The organism is Devosia sp. XK-2 (assembly GCF_037113415.1).
GTDB lineage: Bacteria > Pseudomonadota > Alphaproteobacteria > Rhizobiales > Devosiaceae > Devosia.
Genome location: NZ_CP146608.1, coordinates 1,169,253 through 1,187,284 on the forward strand (window position 1 = coordinate 1,169,253; position 18,032 = coordinate 1,187,284).

The window sequence follows — 18,032 nt, forward strand, 5'->3', positions numbered from 1 at the left end:
AATCCCTTTCGCCGTCGTTCCCAAAAGGAGCGGCGGCGAGCGATTCTGGAGCGATGTCTTAGGGCCATCGCAACGAATGTGTGGAACGGCGTTGCGGAAGGGGGCCACGGCAGGTTTTCGGAAAGGGACTGGCTGGGGAACCTGGATTCGGAGCAAAATTCAGGCTCTGCCTAATCATCGGAAAATAAAAGAGAAATGCCTTAACAAGGTCATGATAACAATCGGGTCGGGCAACGGTAACCCTGACCTTCGTGCTGGGCGAAAGCTCGCTGAACAAGGCCCAGGAAGTTCGCGACAAGCTCGATCCTGTGCGGTCGGGTTTCCCGGCCGCAGTTGGCGATCCTCAGGTTCTGCGCTTCAGCCTCGATTCCAGCCCCATCATGTCGCTTGCTGTCAGGTCCGACACGATGACCGATCGCGATCTCACCGCGCTGGCCAAAAACGTTATTGCAAAGCGTATCGCCAATATTCCCGGCGTTGGTAGCGCCACCGTCGTCGGTGGCACACCGCGTCAGCTCAACGTTAATGTCGATCCGTTTGAGACGGCTGCGCCTGACCGACAGACAATCTCCGCTTTGCAAGGCGAATGGAAAAGCGGCGCCTCATTCTGGAGACAGACGCTCACTCAACCGCGCGTTTCGGTCGGGTCGGTTTGTTGACTAGATGGTGAAGAGGAGGTCGTGCTGGGCCAATGGGGCGTCGCACCCACCAGATCGACCGCTCGCACGCCCCATTATGAACCGCCGGTCCGGGCACAAGATGCGCCCTCTGCCGCCCAATATCGATCGGGTGTGACGGAGGGCGAGCACCGCTGGCCTCTTCTTAATCGCTATTGAGCGGGCGGCTCGCCAGCGACTTCCGCCGCCGATTGCAAGGGCGCTTCCATCGCTGCGTCCCGTTCAGTGACTTCACCTTCTTCGATCACCTCCCCATCTTCCACGACGGGCAGCTCGATCGGATCAAGCCCAGAAAGCATGCGCGCGCACAACGTGGCGGTGGGTCTGGCGACTGCCTCCCTGTCCGGCATGACAGCCCAACCACCGCTCTCGATGAAGGTACGTTGCTGTGAAGAACTCTCGATCTGTTTGATTTCTGTCAGGTTTTCTCTTGCGGCCTCGTCGGCCAGGAAGTTCTGGACGCATATTGCGGCCGCGAGATCCGTGCGACTGGTATCTGCCGCGGCTTGTGCACGGGCGTCCGCAGAACCGCCCGTGACCCAGCCTCCCCACATAAAGCCGACGATGGCCACGGCAATGCCTCCGGCCACCGCGCCATAGGCCGCGGGCTTAATCCATTCAGGGGTGTTCATGATGGTCCGATCAGTTCGGAGTGGACGGCATGATCGCCGCCTATTTGGACTATAACATATCGTCAGTGGTAATCCTAATGACGCGGGCCGGGGCCTAAAAGGCTCTTGGTCCTGCGTGTCCGTGAGAACGGATGATAGTCGGGATTGGGCCCAAGAGCCGGTCCATCACCGCGTTCTTGCAGGCGTCTTCAATTCACAGCGGACAGGGTGGCCCCCCTGAGTATGCGCCCTGCCAACGAAGACGCGTAACCATAAGTTGTGCGCTCCCCGCCCTGCGAAGTAGCGAACATTGCCCGAAAGAATATCGACTGCGGCCGATAGATGAAGCTTCGGCGGCAGCTTAGCAGGTGCTTTCGGGCCGCACGCTTTCCATATAGGCTTCTGAAATGACAATCGGAGCTTCACCAATTGAACGCGCCTTCCAGCTCGCTGGTAGCGGCAAATTTCGCACGGTCGGCGAAATTAAGTCTGCCCTAAGGGCGGAAGGATATGACATATCCACTGTCACGGGCGGCGTTCTCTCGAGACAGTTACGCGCATTGGTGGCGCCGAAGAAGCCGAATAAATAGGTTGCCTTGTCGGCAGTACATATTGATGCAATAAAGGCATCATACGTTTTCAGCCCAAGTCGGCTGCCTCTAGCCGGTTCTTTCCGGTCCTTGGCTCACTGATCCACTTTGCGAACGTTTATAGGCCCTTTTGCATGTCGCGAAGGGAAACGCTCGTTTTGCTTTGGCTCCGAGCTTCAAGGAATATCCATATGGCTGGCTTCACCGGCACCGTCAAATTCTTCAACACCACCAAGGGTTTTGGCTTCATCACCCCCGACAATGGCGGCAAGGACCACTTCGTCCATATCTCCGCAGTTCAGAACTCGGGCGTGGACGGCCTCTACGAAAACGACAAGCTTTCCTATGAAATTGAATCTGGGCGCGATGGTCGTGAATCGGCGATCAACCTGGTCTTGCAGAAGTAAGCTTCAGCACCGCAGTTTCAGAAGGCCGCCTCTGGGCGGCCTTTTTTGTGCGGCTACGTAAAAATGTCGCTTAATCGTTCGGCTTGCCTTCGGGTGTCAATTCTGGAGCTTCTTCCGTGATCACTTTGAAGTTTACCAGTGTGTTGGGTCCAAATGTCAGCGTCAAAGGCACGTCCTCCGCGTCACGTCCGCGCGCCACTAAAATGCGTCCAATCCTGGGATCGTTGTTTCGTGGATCAAATGTGTGCCAGGTCCCGCCGAGAAAAACTTCGAGCCAGGCTGCGAAGTCTTGCGGCGCATAGGGTGGCGGCAGGCCGATATCGCTGACATAGCCTGTGCAATAGCGCGCAGGAATATTGAGGCAGCGCATGAGCGTAATGGCCAGATGCGCAAAATCCCTGCAGACCCCGACACCCTCATTATAGGCCTCATATGCCGTGCGTGTTGGCCTAGAATGATCATAGTCGAAACGCAGGTGCCCGTGAACAAAGTCCACAACGGCTTGCACCCGCTCACGGCCCAGCGGCGTTGGGCCGAACACCTTCCAGGCAAAATCGGAAAGCAGCGAGGTTTCGCAGAAGCGGCTGCCAAGGAGGAACTGTAGACACTCGGCCGGCAGTCGCTGAATCGGTAGCTGTTCGACATTGGGGGTGGCTTCGTCCCATTGGCCGCTATCGCGGACAACCGTCTGTGTTCTCAGCGTTAGCAGACCTGCTGGTCCCACAAGACGATTGCACCAGTTGCCAAAACTGTCCCGATAGCCTTCCACTTCCAGCGGCGGGTCCGTCACCAAATGGTCTGGCGTCTCGAGGTCAGCGACGCGCGATGAGTGGACGTTGAGAATGGAAATAATTGGCGTTGCCTGGGCAAGCTCAAAAGTGAGCTGGCAGCCGACGAGTATACGCATCGGCGAACTCCTTGGAGTAACGATCGTCTGGGATTGAGCTGCGCCCCCGCTATTCAGTGTCAGGAGTATCCAGACCGGATGCACGATTGCTGGTCTTTCCGCATTGCCTCACTCAGGTCATGGGCAGTGACGGGCATGGCCTCGACGTATCCTGGGTAAGGCAGAACAATGCTCAAAGTCGAGCGTGAGGCGGCCCACATCACATCGAGCTGTTCTTCGTAAACGAGAACTTCGAAAGTGCCCTTCGCGTGGGGCTGAGCCATGCCAGGCAGCACGAAGTTGTGTTGAAACGTCACCAACCGGCTAGAGTGTTCGCCCATCGGGATTCTCCTTTGCCAGAATATGCAAAGGAAGACCCGGCCTGTCTCGTTCCCGGCTGAAGCGAGGATAGTCATCGTGTTTGGGTGCGCGAACCCGATTTTCGGATTGGCCGGGGCGACGAAATGGTATGACCTTGGTGGGGAATGTCATTCTAATCTCTTCTCTCATCCTGTTGTGGTGGCACGGTTTATTTTCCAAATTTTCAACGCTCGCACGGTGGGCAGCGAGAAAGTTATTGCGACATTATCGAATAAAATAATTTAACGGGAACAATATAATTTTGATGATTGTTCGATTGATGACGGCCTTATATCACGGCATTTTCCTTCGTGCATGCTAATAGTATTTATTTATTCTGTTTTAGAATTCTCTGGTGGGAAATGAGTTCCGAAATCGGGCAGTATTGCTGCCTTGATAACGCGCCTTGAGGTTACGACGTGTATGGATGAGCGTCGAAGGTGGCACGATGCGTCATCAAGGAGATCAAGATGTTCAGTTCCAAGAATGGTGAGTCCCGGGGGGCGTCGCTCCACAAGACACTCTTGCGAGCAGCCGCCCGTACCGAATGGCCATCGATTGGACCGTCGGAACTCGCTCCCGTGAAAACCGAGAATGAATTGGTTGCTGTGGTGTCAGCGAAAACCGGGCGGACGCTGGCCGAAGCAACCGTTGAGGTTCGCAGATGGATGCAGCGGCAAAACATGCGGCCGGACATCGGTACCGGGTTTCTGGCCCGTCGCCCCGTTTCGCGATGGGAAAACGAGGGGGGAGCCTTGGGCACTTTTATCGATAAATCCGCGACCTAGCCAAGATGGTCGGACCCCAGAACCGACCCAGCATATGCAGATGAAAGTCAATATTTTCGTCGCAGAAGTGGATGGCAATATAGGTGGCCCGCCAGAGGTTCTTGTCCTTCCGGCGGCCACCAACGCCGAAATACCCAAAGGCTTCCGAGATGGACATTGGACGTTTCTTTGTACCACCGACTCAGGAAACAAACTGCTCGGACGCTCCGTCCAAACTCTTGAGGGAGAACTTACCCTGAATGGCTACGTGATCATATCATCACCATAGCCGCTATTGTTGTGCGGGCCGCATCACCGACCTTTCGGTCGCCGTCTCAGGGAAATAATCATGAGTTTTCTGGGACCTGTCTCCGACTGCCACGCCACAATCGTTCGCCCATTGGCCGATGTTGGCCAAAGGAGAACAAAAATGGGTATCTCACAATATGACCCCGCCGCCAGAGGTCGGCCGGCGTGGAACGCCGGTCGGCAATTCGGAGCCAAGCGGGCGCTCAAGGTCCGGTAGATCTGGGCAATCCGGTTCTTTCTGGATCGGGAGAGCCGGATGCGCGACCGAGCGCTGTTTGATCTGGCTATCGACAGCAAGTTGCGTGGTTGCGATCTTGTCAAACTTTAGATCGGTACGCTGGCCGCCGGTCACGACATTCGTGCCCGAGCGATGGTGATCCAGCAGAAGACCGGCCGGACCGGTGCAGTTCGAGATCACGAGCGATGCGAGAACAAGCTTGCTGGCGTGGCTCGAAAGGCGAGGGGGCTCGGTAGAGGATCCCGCCTTTCCAAGTCGAGCCGATCCGAACGCCCACCTGAGCACCAGGCAATATGCCCGGTTGGCGGATGAGTGAGTGACTGCCATCGATCTCCGTAAGAAGGAGGGTAGGATGGCACCATTCGCTCCGGCGCACCAAGGTCTCGCTCATCTACAAGGCAACTGGTAATCTGCACGCCAGAACTCGACCGCAACGGGGTCCCGTATCGCCAATGCCGAGCGGTACGGTTCGATCATTGCAGCATCTGCCGATGTCGTGCAGATTAGCATGAAAAAACGGGCAAGACGGCTCCGGGCGCGGGTGCAATGCCGAAGATGGTGCCGTGCGCAATCTTCTGATTGCTGGTTCGCGAGAGCCAGCCATGGCGGTAGATCGTTTTATTTGCTTGCGCTTGCTGTGCGATGACCAAAGCCAGCATGTCGCCGCCTTAATGTTGACAGCAGTCAATTTCCGCCGACCTATTAAGGTCGGTTCGTATTCGCGACAGTTCTGGAAGAATAACTTGGCAGTACAAAAAATGGAGTGATCGCATTTGACGGTGGGGCACTTTTATCGACTGGCATTTGAAGAAGCTGGTCCGCATGAAGCAGGAAAGTTTCTTGAGATCGTTGAACCGCATATCGGTCTTTTCATGGACCGGCACGAGGATGAGCGGATGTCGTTGGATTATTCGCTGCGTGTCATGCCGGGCGCTTATGTCAGTTCAGAACGGCTGTCGGGTGTCGCTGCCGTACGTCAGAAAGCACATGTTGCCCGGGACGGGAATGACGATCTGAGCCTGCTTGTGCCGCGTGGGCGACAACCGATCCGCATGCACTTGCCTGACCGCCCTCACGGACAGGATGACGTTGTCGTTCGCGCAGGAGGCCCAGTGCTCCTCAGGGGCAATGAGGAAAGGTTTCGCGCATGGGCGCTAGGGAGTGACAGCCAAGTCATATGCGTCCCTCGCGCACAGGTGGCAGAGGGTGTCAGCGACCTCAATCATCTCCTCTATGGCGGCGTGCCGCAGTCTGCTGCGCTCCACCTCCTTTGCAGCTATGCAAGGACACTTTCCAGCGATATCGGGCCACTCGACAGCAACATGCTTCCCCAGGTCAAGAAGACGCTGACCGATCTCTTCATTCTGGCGCTCGGCCCGACCCGAGATGCCGCGGAGGCGACAAAGAACAGCGCGCGGGCGGCAAAGCTTGCCTGGATCAAGGCGGACATCGAGGCCAATCTTGCGCATCCGGAATTGAGCCTGGACTGGCTTTCCGGCAGGCACGGCATTTCACCGCGAGCGATCCGCGACCTGTTTTACGCAGCGGGCGCGAACTTTACAGATCATGTGCTCACCAAAAGACTGGAGCGAGCCCATGGGTTGCTGTCCAGCCCTGCTCTGCGCCATCGCAGCATTACGGCAATCGCCTATGAATGCGGTTTTGGCGATCTGTCATGGTTCAATCATGCATTTCGCCGTCGCTATGCGATGACCCCGTCGGATTTACGCGCTTCAGGACTTGCAGACCCTTCCGCCTGAAATCTCCCATAGCGGCTCTCACCCCTGCCGCATCCCCCAAGTCTGAATCTTCGCGACGCATTATCCCTCATGCAGCAACGTAATGCATTGGGGACACATATCGATGACCAGCGGAACATCCTTCCTCGTCGCGGGTGGAAGGCGCCTGAGAACCGCATTGGGGGCGCTGTTGACGTCGACGGCCCTCGGTCTGTTTGTCAGTTATCCAGCGCATGCGCAGCAAGTTATCGAGGGTGGCGCGAGCGAAACCGTTATTGGCGGCGGCGGCGGGACGCAACCGGACCCTTGGAATGTTGGCGATGATCTGACGATAGGCGACAATGGTACGGGCACATTGACCATTACCAATGGCGGCGGCGTTGTTAGCGATACGGGGCGTATCGGGTATGACAGTACGGGTACGGTAACAGTCGACGATCTGGGTTCGACCTGGGATCTTCAGGGCAACTCCCTTTATGTCGGGATTGCCGGTGCTGGCAATCTGAACATTACCGATGGCGCCGAAGTTCAGAATGGCTCGGGCATCATCGGCGACGAAGCCGGCAGCGAGGGCGTTGTGAATGTGAATGGGGGCAATGCCGCCTGGATCAATGCCGGCGGACTGATTGTCGGAAACAGTGGCGAAGCCACACTGAACATTACAAACAGCGGCGACGTTAGCAACAGCACGGCTCGGATCGGCGATCGCGAGGGTAGTCTCGGGCATGTAAATGTCGATGGTCTTGGATCAACCTGGGTGAGTACGGCCGGTCTCCATGTCGGCGACCAGGGGGAAGGATTGCTGAGCATCTCCAATCGGGGCGTGGTTAACAGCAATTCAGGCGTTATCGGCGCTTCAACCGACGGCTTTGGTCACGTGAGGGTGGACTTGGCGACCTGGACCATCGCCAACACTCTCGATGTCGGCAATGATGGCATCGGCAGGCTCGACATTTCCAATTCGGGCACGGTCACCAATGGCAATGCGATTGTCGGCAGCGCTGCTACGAGCCACGGCATTGTCACTGTAGAAGACCTGGGAACGGTCTGGAACAATGCCGATCTGGTTGTCGGCGAGTCCGGCATCGGAGAGGTAAATATCATCAATGGCGGCACCGTTAATGGTGGCGTCGGCAGCGTCGGCACGATAGGCGCCGAAAGCGACGGAGTGGGCATCGTAACTGTGAGTGGTGGCAACTGGAACGGTGCCATCGATTTGCGCGTGGGCCTTCGTGGTCGCGGCACACTCGCTATTTCCGGTGCTGGCTCGGTCAACACTGCGACGGGCTCTGTCGCTACTGCGCCGGGTGGTGTCGGCGAGGTCACGGTTCATGGCATCGGTTCCAATTGGACCACCACCGGCAGCATGGTCGTGGGGAGGCAGGGCGATGGCATGCTCACCCTCTCCAATGGCGGAAGAGTCATGGTTGGCTCTGGCCAGTTGACATTGGCTGATGCTGTGCCCACCATCGGCACACTCAATATCGGCGCGGGTGACGCGGCGGGCCAGGTTGACGCCCTTACGGTGGATGGTGGTTCCGGCACGGCGATCATTAATTTCAATCACAACGAAGCCAACTATTACTTTACGAATGACGGCCTCGTGGCCGGCACCAATGTCACCATCACTGGATCGACCACGGTCAATCATATGGGGTCGGGCACAACGGTCTTGCGCGGCAATAACACCTATACGGGTGGCACCACGGTTTCCAATGGCACATTGCGCAATATGGGCCTGGTCGGCGATGTGGTGGTCAACGGTGGCATATTTGGCGGCGATGGCACCGCGGGCGCCGTCACCATCAATTCCGACGGCACATTGGCGCCAGGCAATTCCATCGGCGTCATGACTGCGGCATCCGCCACTTTCAATGCCGGCTCGACCTACGAGATCGAGCTCGACGATGGCGGTAATCTCGCAGGGGTTAACAATGATGTTCTCAACGTCACCGGCGTGGCGGACATCAATGGCGGCACCGTGCATGTCATGCCGGAAAACGGTACTGATGATGGTTCGACCTACACGCCCGGCACCACCTATACCATTATGACAGCGGCAGGTGGCGTGAACGGCGAATTCGATTCAGTGAGCGATGGGTACGCTTTCCTTTATTTCACGCTCGATTATGACGCAAACACTGTGTTTCTCAATTCGGAGCTGGCAACAAGCTTCTGCCTTGGCGGCATGAGCGACAATCAATGCGCGACGGGGGATGGCACCTTTTCGCTCGGAGTCGGCAATAGCGTTTTCGACGCCGTGGCTGTTCTCACCAATACGGAGGCCCCAATAGCCCTCGATCAGCTTTCCGGCGAAATCCATGCCTCGGCCAAGACGGCACTTCTTGAAGACAGCCGCTTTCCGCGCGAGGCGGCAATGGACCGGCTGCGTGTGGCGCTTGGCGGCGTGGGAGCTGACGACAACGCCCAGATCGAGGACCAGGTCTCCGAAAGTTCTGGGCTGTGGGGTCAGGGCTTCGGGTCCTGGAGCCGGTGGAACAGCGACGGCAATGCAGCCGCAACGGGCCGCAATATCGGCGGGCTGTTTATGGGCGGCGACGCGCTGGTCTGGGACAAGGCGCGCTTCGGTGTACTGGGCGGCTATTCCCGGTCGAGCTTCAGCGTCGACGATCGCGCATCCTCGGGCACGGCCGATACGTATACGTTGGGCGTCTATGGCGGCGGAGAATGGGACGCCTTCACCATGACGGGCGGAGCGGCCCATAGCTGGCACAGTCTCGACACCTCGCGATCAGTTGCCTTCTCCGGTTTTTCGGATAGTCTTTCTGCCTCCTACAGCGCTCGCACCCTGCAAGCCTGGGGCGAAGCGGCCTACAGCTTCGAGGCAGGTGCTGCCAGGTTCGAGCCCTTTGCCAATCTCGCTTATGTGAACCTGTCGACCGATGGCTTCACCGAAAGCGGTGGTGCGGCGGCACTCAGCGCGGCGTCCAACACCCTCGATGCGACCTTCACCATGCTCGGCCTGCGCGCCGAGACCGATTTGGCGCTTGGCGACGAGGAAGTCACACTGCGCGGCATGGTCGGCTGGCGGCACGCTTTTGGCGATGTGCCCACCTCGCAGATGAGCTTCGCCTCGGGCGGCGACGACTTCGCTATCGCGGGCGTACCCCTGGCGCAGGACACACTCGTACTAGAAGCCGGGCTCGACCTGAACCTGAGGGAGAATTCCACACTGGTCTTTACCTATGGCGGTCAGTTCGGTTCTCGCGTCCAGGACCATTCGGCCAAGGCCAGCCTCAGCGTACGGTTTTGAGTATTGGCAGCGTTCCGCACGCACGCAAAACCTACGCCCGCCGCTCCAGTTGTTGAGGCGGCGGGCGTCCCTCCGTCAAGACGTGAAGGTCATACGCATGCCCAGCACAAGACTTTGCCTTGCTTCGGTTGCGGCCTTGGCTATTTCCACATCAATTGCCTCGGCTCAGGAGGCGGGCCTGCCCGGCAATGCCTCTAGTCTTCGCGAGAGCCATGGCGACTGGCAGGTCACCTGTGCGGTACCTGAAGGTGTAGTTCATTGCGCGATGTCACAGACACAGGTGAACGGTGAGTCCCGCCAGCGGGTTGTCAGCATTGAACTCGCCAATGGCGGCGATACCATTGCGGTCAATGGCGCGCTGGTGCTGCCCTTCGGCCTCGATCTTGCTAGCGGTGTTGCCTTGCGGCTCGACGAAGCAAGCACTGGCGCTGCCCAGCCTTTCCGCACCTGCCTGCCAGTGGGCTGCGTCGTCGATGTCGCGTTCGAAGCCAACACGGTCGCCTCGATCAGGGCCGGTAGTCGGCTCGACGTCATAGCCACCACCGATCGCGGCCAAGAGATGATCTTCACGATCTCGCTTTCGGGTTTTTCTAGCGCTCATGATCGTGTGAGTGAACTCCTCCGATAGCAGGCCAATGAGCGAGGCGTTGCACCGCGTCAATGAAGTGCTTGCGGCATCGGAGCTTGGGTGGTCGCTCTACCTCGGCAGCACCGCGCCCCATTCCAGTCGTTCGACCAGCCCTTGCGAATTCTTGAAAGCTGCCCTTCAATGACGGTCACTTTTGTGCTCGGCCAAGGGAACCTGCGGACCGGTAGGTCGTGTGAAAGCACCACGCAACAGTAGTCTCGAACACAAGCGCCTGCTTGGCTTGACCCAAGGTAGACTAGTCCAGGGTTCAGGCGACCAATATATCCCGGGACCACATCACACGGCATCAAGGGCCGCCACTGGGGGCTGGCCAAAGCTCGCAGAAAACTCTTCAACTGACGGAAGAGACGAGACCTCCGTGCCAAGGCGGCACGGAGGGGAAGAGGTTACTCCGCCGCCGCGACACGCTCCATGCCGGCGCCGGACGGTAGGTCATACATGCCCTGGCTGAGGCTGTTGAGGTGTTCGATCACCTCGCCGGACGGCATCACATTGGCGTATTTGGCGTGCATGTCGCACAAATTGATGGCGTGGTTGGCCTGAGCACGGTCAAAGCAGCCATCTTCGACCACCGTCACGCGATAGTTCAGCGAGAAGGCGTCCAGCACGGTGGCCCGGACGCAGCCGGAGGTGGTGGTGCCGGTGACGATCACGCTGTCGCAGCCGAGGAGCTGCAGGTAGGAGACCAGCGGCGTTCCGGCAAAGCCGGAGGGCTTTTGCTTGCGGATCACGATATCGCGCGGGCCGGGTGCAATATCAGCGATGATTTCATTGCCGTCCTGCCCGTCGCTGGTGAGCAGCGGCGCGGCCGTAAAAGCCTCTTCCTTGCGGCGCGAGCTTTTCCAGGCCCAAGAGCCAGCATCCCACTTGTCGGGGCGCTGGGTTCCGGTGGTGTAGATGATCGGGACGCCCTTGCCCCGGCAGGTCTCGATGAGCTTTTGCAGCACCGGCATGGCTTCCCACGCATATTCGCCGCAGGAAGTGCGCCACTTCTTGATGCTCTCGAGGATGGGCGTGGGTTTCTCATCACAGAAGGCATAGTTGACGTCGATGATGAGCAGCGCCGGGCGTTTGCCCCAGTCTGCCAGTGACCCGAAACCGGACGAGGCGAAGACCGCCTTGTCTTCCTCGCTCAGATACTTGTCCCAGATGCGTTCCGTCATGGTCATAGGTCTCCCAAGTTGGTGTGAAGATGAATGCTCGTGTGGTCTGGTCGTCAGTAGGTGCCGCCCGCCGAGAAGGAAGACGGCACCGAAAGCGGCGAGAAGCAGGGCGTTGATGAATAGGCCGCCGTCGTAGCCGATGCTGGCGAAGTCAACGACCGCGCCGATGGCCAGTGGGCCGATGAGGTAGCCGAAGTCTCCGCCGAACCGGAGCAGGCCCATGGCGGCGCCTTGCTGGCGGGCCGGCACGACATCCACAGCAAGAGCGCCAATAGCCGGCCCGCCGATGCCGGTCGCCAGGCCGATGGCAATCATGCCGGCGAATAGCATGGCAGGGCTCTGGGCCAAGGCGATGCCGGTCAGGGCTGCCGCGGTGGCGACCAGCGAGAAGCAGATGATGGCGGCGCGTGGCATCCGGTCGACGATATAGGCGGCCAACGGCAAGGACATCAGGTTGGCGACGGCCGAGAGCGACATGGCAAGACCCAATTGATCAGGTCCAATGGCGTAGCGTTGGTCAGCCAGCAGCGGGACCAACTGCCACTGTCCTGCCGTGCGGGTCAGGAAGAAGCCGAAATTGGCTAGAAGGACGCAGAGGAAGGGCAGGATCAGCAGTAGGCCCAGCATGCTGTGCGAGCCCGCATGGTGGGGTTCGTCCAGATGCACCTTGGAGTCCCTGAACAGCATGAGGGGCAACACGCCCGAGAGCAGGCCGATTATCGCGGCGACCCAGAATGGCCCGGAAAGACCGAACAGGTTGGCGGCCAGTCCGCCCACGCTGGGCCCGAAGGCGCCACCCGTCAGGGTGGCTCCCTGGAACATCGACATGACCTTGCCGCGCGTGCGCCGACTGCTGTTCTGCGCCAGGTAGATCATTGCGGACGTCATGAAGAGGCCCGATCCCACGCCCTGCATGATGCGTCCGACCAGAAGGACTGTGTAGCCCGGCGCAACCGCGCCCATGACGGCCCCCATCGAGCACAGCAGCAGGCCGATGCCGAGCAAGGGCCGGATGCCAACACGCGAGGCGAAGTGCCCGGCGGGCAGGTCCGCCACCAGCCGGCCTGCGGCAAAGACCGTGATCATCAGCCCGATCTGCCAATCGGGCACGGCAAAGCTCTGCGCATAGATGGCCATGACCGGCGTCAGCATGCCGAACAGCATCATGTGCCCGGCTACAGCCACCAACGCAACGGGCAGGTAGGGCATGGCCTTGAGTGTCTCTCGCCATGTGGCTGGGGAAACCGGCAAGTCGCCGAAGAGCGCGTTCATGCCTTACTCCGCCGGCTCGACCGGCTTGGCCGGCGCCTTCAGCGGCCCGCGGCTGACCGTTACAGCAGAGAATCCAAGCACGGTCGCCACCAATACAGCGCCACCGCTGTAGAAGGCCGCCGTCAGCCCGAAGAGCTGGCCCAGGACCCCGAACATGGCCGGGCTCAGCACCTGCGAGAAGCGGTTTGCCAAAAGGCGCAGACCCATCAGCTTGCCGCGCTCGCTTTCGCCCACCGCGTCCACCATGATCATGATGCTGACGGGCAGGTTTACGCCGACCGCCCCACCGATGACGGCTGCAAGCAGCAGCATGGTCACAGGGTTTACCACCGCCAGAGGTGTCAGCACGACGCCAAAGGCGGCGATCGTGCCGGCCGCCAGCAGTATCCACTCGAGGGAATAGCGCTTCATCAGGCCGTTGAGGGCGAAGCGCGACAGCATGCCGGCCAGGCCCTTGAGCGAAACCGTGACCGCGATGAGGAAAGTGGCGAAGCCGTTCTGAGCGAGATAGAGCGGCAGGAAGCTCATATAGAGCGCCTGGATATACATGACGAGGAAGGTGCCGGTCAGGCCGAACTGCACGGGGCGCGATCCGGCAAGGCCAATGCCGCGCTTGTAGCTGGAAAGGATTCCCGAAGGACTGAAGGCGTCTCGCACCCGCACATTGCTGGCGTCAGGATGTGGATACTTGGTGCTGAGCCAGAACAGGGCGATCATGAAGAGCACACAGGCAATCAGCGACGCAATGAAGGCGGCGCGATAGCCATCATTGGGGACGGCAAAGGCCGAGGCGATGAGACCGCCAATGACGGGGCCGAGCATGCCCCCGCCAGACATCCACATGGAGTATTTCTTGATCGCATCGTTGCGCCGATCCCGGTCGCCATGGGCCACCAGAACCTGGAACGAGGATGCCATGATGATGACGGAGGCGCCGATCAGAACCTGGGAGAGGGCGAGCAGCGGAATGCCGGTGGCAAACACGGTGCAGACCAGCGAGGTCAGCAGGAACCAGGAGCCGTATTTCAGCATCTTCATCGGTCCGATGGAGTCGATGAGTTGACCCGCCGGCATGGCAATCACGATGGGCAGCAGAGCCTTGAGCGTCACCATCAGCCCCACCGCAAAGGTGGATGCCCCCAGTTCGGTCGCGTAGAGCGCAAAGAAGGGGTTGGCGAGACCCTGGATGGTGAAGAAAACACCGCCGCCGACAACGCCGAACCGGGCGAAGCGCGCTCCGGCATCATCAGACGCAAGGTTAGTGGGCATAGTGGCAGGCTACCTGTCTTGAAAGGTCATGGTCGGGCAAGGCCGGCTTTTCGGCGCGGCAGCGATCAGTCGCCATCGGGCAACGCGAGGCAAAGGCGCAGCCCTTGGGAAGGTTGAGCGGGCTGGGCAATTCGCCCTCGAGAGGCGTTGACGCGCGGCGGCTCTCTACCGCCGGGTCGGGGACCGGGACCGCGTCGATCAGCGCGCGCGTATAGGGATGGCGCGGATCGGCGAAGACTTCTTCGGCCGCCCCATATTCCACCACCTCGCCCAGATACATCACCGCGATGCGGTCCGAGATGTAACGGACGGTCAGCAGGTCGTGGGAAATGAAGACAAAGCTGATCCCCAATTCCTGCTTGAGGTCGACCAGCAGATTGATGATCTGGGCGCGCACCGACACATCGAGCGCCGAAGTCGGTTCGTCGGCCACCACGACCGATGGGTTGAGCGCGAGCGCCCTTGCCACCGCCACTCGTTGGCGCTGGCCGCCGCTCAGCTGGTGAGGGTAGCGCTCGGCAAAGGCAGGGTCGAGCCCAACCTGGCTGATCAGGCGCCTGACCGCGTCGAGTCTCTCGGCCTTGCTGCCCCGCGACTTGACCACCAGCGGCTCGGCGACAATGTCGCCGATGGTCATCTTGGGATTGAACGAAGCCGCTGGATCCTGGAACACCATCTGGGCCAGGCCGGCAATGAAGATATCGCCAGATGTGGGTTTTTCGAGGCCAAGTAGCATGCGAGCGACAGTGCTCTTGCCGCAGCCGCTTTCGCCCACGATGCCGAGCGTCTCACCCTTGTGGACCCGCAAGTTGACGCCGTTGACCGCGCGAACAACCATTTTGCGCGATGTGGCGAACTGCTTCCTGAGAGCGTTGAGCTCGACCACGACACTGCCATCGGGCTCGAATGGCTTGTTGAGCCGCGGCACGTGCTGCTGCCCCGTCGCCAAAGCATGGTCCAGACCATGCGGCGCCCAGCAGGCCGCCGTGTGTTCATGTCCGCGATCTGTCAGGCGCGGCGCTTCGTCAAAGCATCGGTCATGGGTGGCCGCGCATCGATCCTTGAAGGCGCAGCCCGTGATTTCTTGACGCATGTCCGGCGGCAAGCCCGAGATCTGGGGAAGCCGTTCGCTCTTGAGCATGGTTGTGCTCGGTATGGTGCCGAGCAGGCTCTGTGTGTAGGGGTGTGACGGATTAGCAAAGATGTCTTCCACCCGGCCGAACTCGACGATGCGGCCCGCATACATCACCGCCACCTTGTGGGCGAAGCGCGCCACCAGCCCCAGGTCGTGGGTGATGAACATCATGGCAGCGCCCGCTTCGGCGGTGAGCGTCTTGAGCACTTCGACGATCTGCGCCTGGATCGTCACGTCGAGCGCCGTTGTCGGCTCGTCGGCAATGACCAGTTGCGGCCGGCTTGACAAGGCCATGGCGATCATCACCCGCTGGCGCATGCCTCCACTCATTTCAAAGGGATAGGCTTCGATCCGCCGCTCGGGCTCGGGAATTCCCACCTTGCCTAGCCATTTGATGGCCTCGGCGCGCGCTTCTTCCCGACTGAGACGCAAATTGCGCATGATCGGCTCGATCATTTGCTTGGAGATGCGCATGACTGGGTCGAGCGAGGACATGGGGTCCTGGAACACCGTTCCGACCAGCCGCCCCCGTATGGCGTTGAGCTGACCTTCGCTCAGGCGAGAAATATCACGTCCATCCAGCAGCACTTCGCCGCCAACGACCTTTCCCGGGTGGGTCAGCAGTCGGAGGATGGACATGGCCATGGCGCTCTTGCCTGAGCCGCTTTCACCCACCACGGCGACGCGTTCGCCGCGCTCAATGGTGAGGCACACGCCGTCCACCGCCTTGACAATGCCTGACGCTGTCTGGAACTCGGTGCGCAAGTTGCGCACTTCGAGCAACGTGGTCTTGACGGGAGCCTGGTAGTTCATCTCGGTCGCCTCCGGTTAGTGCGAGCGTGGGTCGAGCAACTCGCGGACACCGTCCGAGAGGAAGTGCAGGCCAATTGCGATCAGCAAGATGACCACGCCCGGCAGGGTCGAGATCCACCAGGCCTGTTCGAGATAGGTCTGGCCGTCCCGCACGATATTTCCCAGGGATGGCTGGGGCGGCATGATGCCCAGGCCCAAAAAGCTCAGGCTGGCTTCGACCAGGATGGCGTTAGCCGCCGCAATGCTGGCCGCTACCAACATGGGTGCAATCGTGTTGGGCACGATGTGACGGGTCATCAGCCAATACTGAGAGGCATCCACAGTTCGGGCCGCATCGATGAAGGCGCGGGACCGCAGGCTGAGTACCTGGGAACGCTGCAGGCGGATGAACCGCGGCACGTCTGCCAGGGATATGGCAAGGATGACCGGAACGATGCCGGTCCCCATCACCGAGACCAGTCCAATGGCCAGTAGCAAGGAGGGAAACGCCAGAAAGATATCCACGACTGTCATGACCGCCCGGTCGAGCCAGCCGCCATAGAAGCCGGCCAGCGTGCCCAGCACCATGCCGAAGGCCAGGGCGATCGAGGCAACGCTGAACCCGACCAGCAGGGAGATCTGCACCCCGGCCAGGGTGCGGCTGAAGATGTCCCTTCCCATTTTGTCGGTGCCGAACACATGCTCGATCGAGGGAAACTGCATCATGGCACGCAGATTGGTTTCGAGCGGCTTCTGGATCGGCAGGACGGGCGCGAGAACGGTCAGGACCAGGATCGGGATCAGAATGAGCAGCGCGAGCCTCACCTTGGCGTGCGACAGCAGGGGGTGGCGCGCGACGGCCAGAAGAATGGCGAGGGGACCGGTCTTGGGTGCCGATGTCGCCGTGAGCATGATGTCGGTCATGGGAGGTATCCTTGCCTAGAACTGCACGCGAGGATCGAGGGTCTTGTAGATGAGGTCGGTCGCGAAGTTGATGACCACGAAGAGCAGGGCGTAGAAGACGATCAGCGTCTGTACGAGCTGGTAGTCGCGGCTGTTGATGCCGGCGATGAGCAGGTTGCCGACGCCGGGAATGGTGAAGATGAACTCGACGATTACCGTGCCGCCCAGCAGGTTGCCGAAACTGAGGCCGACCACGGTGGCGATGGGGAGGGCAGCGTTCTTGAGCGCGTGGCGGAACAGCACCCGAAGCTCGGACCACCCCAAGGAGCGGGCTGTGCGCACATAGTCCTCATTGAGCACTTCCAGCACGGCAGTGCGGGTGATCCGGGCCAGCGTCGCCACCTGCGACAGAGACAAGACGATAACCGGCAGCGCCAGGCGCAGGGTCAGCGCCCAGGGGTCGCTCCAGTTGAGCTGGCCAGAAGCCGGGAACCAGCCCAGGCCAAGGGAAAAGATCAGCAGCAGAACCAGCGCCATCCAGAACGAGGGCATGAGGTCTATGATCATGGCAGCGCCGGTCAGGCCGTTATCGAGCCAGTTGCGGCCTTTGTGGGCCATGAAGGCCGCAAGGGTTCCAAGCGGGATGGAGATGGCGATGGACAGGAAGATTGTTGCCAGCGCAATGCTGAGCGTGATCGGCAGTGCCCGCAGCAGCAATTCGGCGATGGAAATGCGGGTGGTGATGGTTTCGCCCAGATCCACCGTCACGAGGTCACGCAGGAATCCCAGATACTGATTGAGCAGGGGTTCATCCAGACCCATCTGGTCACGCAGGGCCTGGAGCGCCTCGCCGGACAGTGTGTCGCCCGCCATGGCCGAAGCCGCATCGCCGGGTATGAGCCGGAGGGTGAAGAAGACCAGCGTGATCACACCAAGCACGGTGATAAGCATCTGGACCAGTTTCTTTGCGGTATATTCAGCCATGGCGGGG

General features: G+C 60.0%; 14 protein-coding genes and 2 pseudogenes. 8 read left to right on the forward strand and 8 right to left on the reverse strand.

What is annotated here, in order from left to right:
* Positions 1 to 233: 233 nt before the first annotated feature.
* Positions 234 to 659: pseudogene (locus V8Z65_RS05605) on the forward strand (efflux RND transporter permease subunit); the annotation flags it as partial.
* Positions 660 to 829: 170 nt separating this feature from the next.
* Here V8Z65_RS05605 and V8Z65_RS05610 read toward each other — a convergent pair.
* Entirely contained in the window at positions 830 to 1,309 is a 480-nt protein-coding gene (locus V8Z65_RS05610; protein ID WP_338723088.1) for a hypothetical protein, read from the reverse strand.
* A gap of 760 nt (positions 1,310 to 2,069) precedes the next feature.
* Here V8Z65_RS05610 and V8Z65_RS05615 point away from each other — a divergent pair.
* A complete protein-coding gene (locus V8Z65_RS05615; RefSeq protein ID WP_338723089.1) occupies positions 2,070 to 2,285 on the forward strand; it encodes a cold-shock protein in 216 nt (71 codons plus the stop codon).
* Between the two features lie 70 nt (positions 2,286 to 2,355).
* Here V8Z65_RS05615 and V8Z65_RS05620 read toward each other — a convergent pair whose 3' ends face one another.
* A complete protein-coding gene (locus V8Z65_RS05620) occupies positions 2,356 to 3,192 on the reverse strand; it encodes a transglutaminase family protein (protein WP_338723090.1) in 837 nt (278 codons plus the stop codon).
* Positions 3,193 to 4,001: 809 nt separating this feature from the next.
* Here V8Z65_RS05620 and V8Z65_RS05625 point away from each other — a divergent pair.
* The 3 genes and pseudogenes from V8Z65_RS05625 to V8Z65_RS05635 all read left to right on the forward strand — a co-directional run.
* Positions 4,002 to 4,319, forward strand: coding sequence for a hypothetical protein (locus V8Z65_RS05625; RefSeq protein WP_338723091.1), 318 nt, complete (start codon positions 4,002 to 4,004; stop codon positions 4,317 to 4,319).
* A gap of 40 nt (positions 4,320 to 4,359) precedes the next feature.
* Positions 4,360 to 4,587, forward strand: coding sequence for a hypothetical protein (locus V8Z65_RS05630; protein WP_338723092.1), 228 nt, complete (start codon positions 4,360 to 4,362; stop codon positions 4,585 to 4,587).
* A 237-nt stretch (positions 4,588 to 4,824) separates the two neighbouring features.
* Positions 4,825 to 5,264, forward strand: a pseudogene (locus tag V8Z65_RS05635) (tyrosine-type recombinase/integrase); the annotation flags it as partial.
* Between the two features lie 84 nt (positions 5,265 to 5,348).
* Here the strand turns inward: V8Z65_RS05635 and V8Z65_RS05640 are convergent.
* A complete protein-coding gene (locus V8Z65_RS05640; RefSeq protein WP_338723094.1) occupies positions 5,349 to 5,504 on the reverse strand; it encodes a hypothetical protein in 156 nt (51 codons plus the stop codon).
* A gap of 120 nt (positions 5,505 to 5,624) precedes the next feature.
* Here V8Z65_RS05640 and V8Z65_RS05645 point away from each other — a divergent pair, with 120 nt between their 5' ends.
* The 3 genes from V8Z65_RS05645 to V8Z65_RS05655 all read left to right on the forward strand — a co-directional run bounded on the left by V8Z65_RS05645 (position 5,625) and on the right by V8Z65_RS05655 (position 10,486).
* On the forward strand, positions 5,625 to 6,605 hold the full coding sequence (locus tag V8Z65_RS05645; protein WP_338723957.1) for an AraC family transcriptional regulator: 981 nt from the start codon (positions 5,625 to 5,627) through the stop codon (positions 6,603 to 6,605).
* A 169-nt stretch (positions 6,606 to 6,774) separates the two neighbouring features.
* Positions 6,775 to 9,858: an autotransporter domain-containing protein gene (locus tag V8Z65_RS05650; RefSeq protein WP_338723096.1), complete on the forward strand. Its 3,084-nt coding sequence runs from the start codon at positions 6,775 to 6,777 to the stop codon at positions 9,856 to 9,858.
* Positions 9,859 to 9,955: 97 nt separating this feature from the next.
* Complete coding sequence (locus V8Z65_RS05655; RefSeq protein WP_338723097.1) at positions 9,956 to 10,486, forward strand: invasion associated locus B family protein; 531 nt, start codon at positions 9,956 to 9,958, stop codon at positions 10,484 to 10,486.
* A 407-nt stretch (positions 10,487 to 10,893) separates the two neighbouring features.
* On the opposite strand, the gene V8Z65_RS05660 is transcribed toward V8Z65_RS05655, so the two are convergent.
* From V8Z65_RS05660 to V8Z65_RS05680, 5 genes are read right to left on the reverse strand one after another with little or no spacing between them, the layout of a single operon-like run.
* Positions 10,894 to 12,942, reverse strand: coding sequence for an MFS transporter (locus V8Z65_RS05660; RefSeq protein WP_338723098.1), 2,049 nt, complete (start codon positions 12,940 to 12,942; stop codon positions 10,894 to 10,896).
* A 3-nt stretch (positions 12,943 to 12,945) separates the two neighbouring features.
* Positions 12,946 to 14,211: an MFS transporter gene (locus tag V8Z65_RS05665; RefSeq protein ID WP_338723100.1), complete on the reverse strand. Its 1,266-nt coding sequence runs from the start codon at positions 14,209 to 14,211 to the stop codon at positions 12,946 to 12,948.
* Positions 14,201 to 16,159 carry an ABC transporter ATP-binding protein gene (locus tag V8Z65_RS05670; protein WP_338723102.1) on the reverse strand — a complete coding sequence of 653 codons (1,959 nt, stop codon included), beginning with the start codon at positions 16,157 to 16,159 and terminating at the stop codon, positions 14,201 to 14,203. Before V8Z65_RS05670 ends, V8Z65_RS05665 begins: the two co-directional genes overlap by 11 nt.
* A gap of 15 nt (positions 16,160 to 16,174) precedes the next feature.
* On the reverse strand, positions 16,175 to 17,062 hold the full coding sequence (locus V8Z65_RS05675; protein ID WP_338723103.1) for an ABC transporter permease: 888 nt from the start codon (positions 17,060 to 17,062) through the stop codon (positions 16,175 to 16,177).
* A gap of 15 nt (positions 17,063 to 17,077) precedes the next feature.
* The gene (locus tag V8Z65_RS05680) at positions 17,078 to 18,025 is read right to left on the reverse strand and encodes an ABC transporter permease (RefSeq protein WP_338723105.1); all 948 of its coding nucleotides are present in this window, start codon (positions 18,023 to 18,025) and stop codon (positions 17,078 to 17,080) included.
* Between the last annotated feature and the right edge of the window lie 7 nt (positions 18,026 to 18,032).

Excerpts from the sequence above, each read along its gene's own strand:
- V8Z65_RS05640 (WP_338723094.1), bottom strand. The coding sequence starts at position 5,504 with ATGCTGGCTTTGGTCATCGCACAGCAAGCGCAAGCAAATAAAACGATC.
- V8Z65_RS05610 (WP_338723088.1), bottom strand. The coding sequence starts at position 1,309 with ATGAACACCCCTGAATGGATTAAGCCCGCGGCCTATGGCGCGGTGGCC.
- V8Z65_RS05680 (WP_338723105.1), bottom strand. The coding sequence starts at position 18,025 with ATGGCTGAATATACCGCAAAGAAACTGGTCCAGATGCTTATCACCGTG.
- V8Z65_RS05670 (WP_338723102.1), bottom strand. The coding sequence starts at position 16,159 with ATGAACTACCAGGCTCCCGTCAAGACCACGTTGCTCGAAGTGCGCAAC.
- V8Z65_RS05660 (WP_338723098.1), bottom strand. The coding sequence starts at position 12,942 with ATGAACGCGCTCTTCGGCGACTTGCCGGTTTCCCCAGCCACATGGCGA.
- V8Z65_RS05675 (WP_338723103.1), bottom strand. The coding sequence starts at position 17,062 with ATGACCGACATCATGCTCACGGCGACATCGGCACCCAAGACCGGTCCC.
- V8Z65_RS05665 (WP_338723100.1), bottom strand. The coding sequence starts at position 14,211 with ATGCCCACTAACCTTGCGTCTGATGATGCCGGAGCGCGCTTCGCCCGG.
- V8Z65_RS05625 (WP_338723091.1), top strand. The coding sequence starts at position 4,002 with ATGTTCAGTTCCAAGAATGGTGAGTCCCGGGGGGCGTCGCTCCACAAG.
- V8Z65_RS05630 (WP_338723092.1), top strand. The coding sequence starts at position 4,360 with ATGAAAGTCAATATTTTCGTCGCAGAAGTGGATGGCAATATAGGTGGC.
- V8Z65_RS05620 (WP_338723090.1), bottom strand. The coding sequence starts at position 3,192 with ATGCGTATACTCGTCGGCTGCCAGCTCACTTTTGAGCTTGCCCAGGCA.
- V8Z65_RS05655 (WP_338723097.1), top strand. The coding sequence starts at position 9,956 with ATGCCCAGCACAAGACTTTGCCTTGCTTCGGTTGCGGCCTTGGCTATT.
- V8Z65_RS05615 (WP_338723089.1), top strand. The coding sequence starts at position 2,070 with ATGGCTGGCTTCACCGGCACCGTCAAATTCTTCAACACCACCAAGGGT.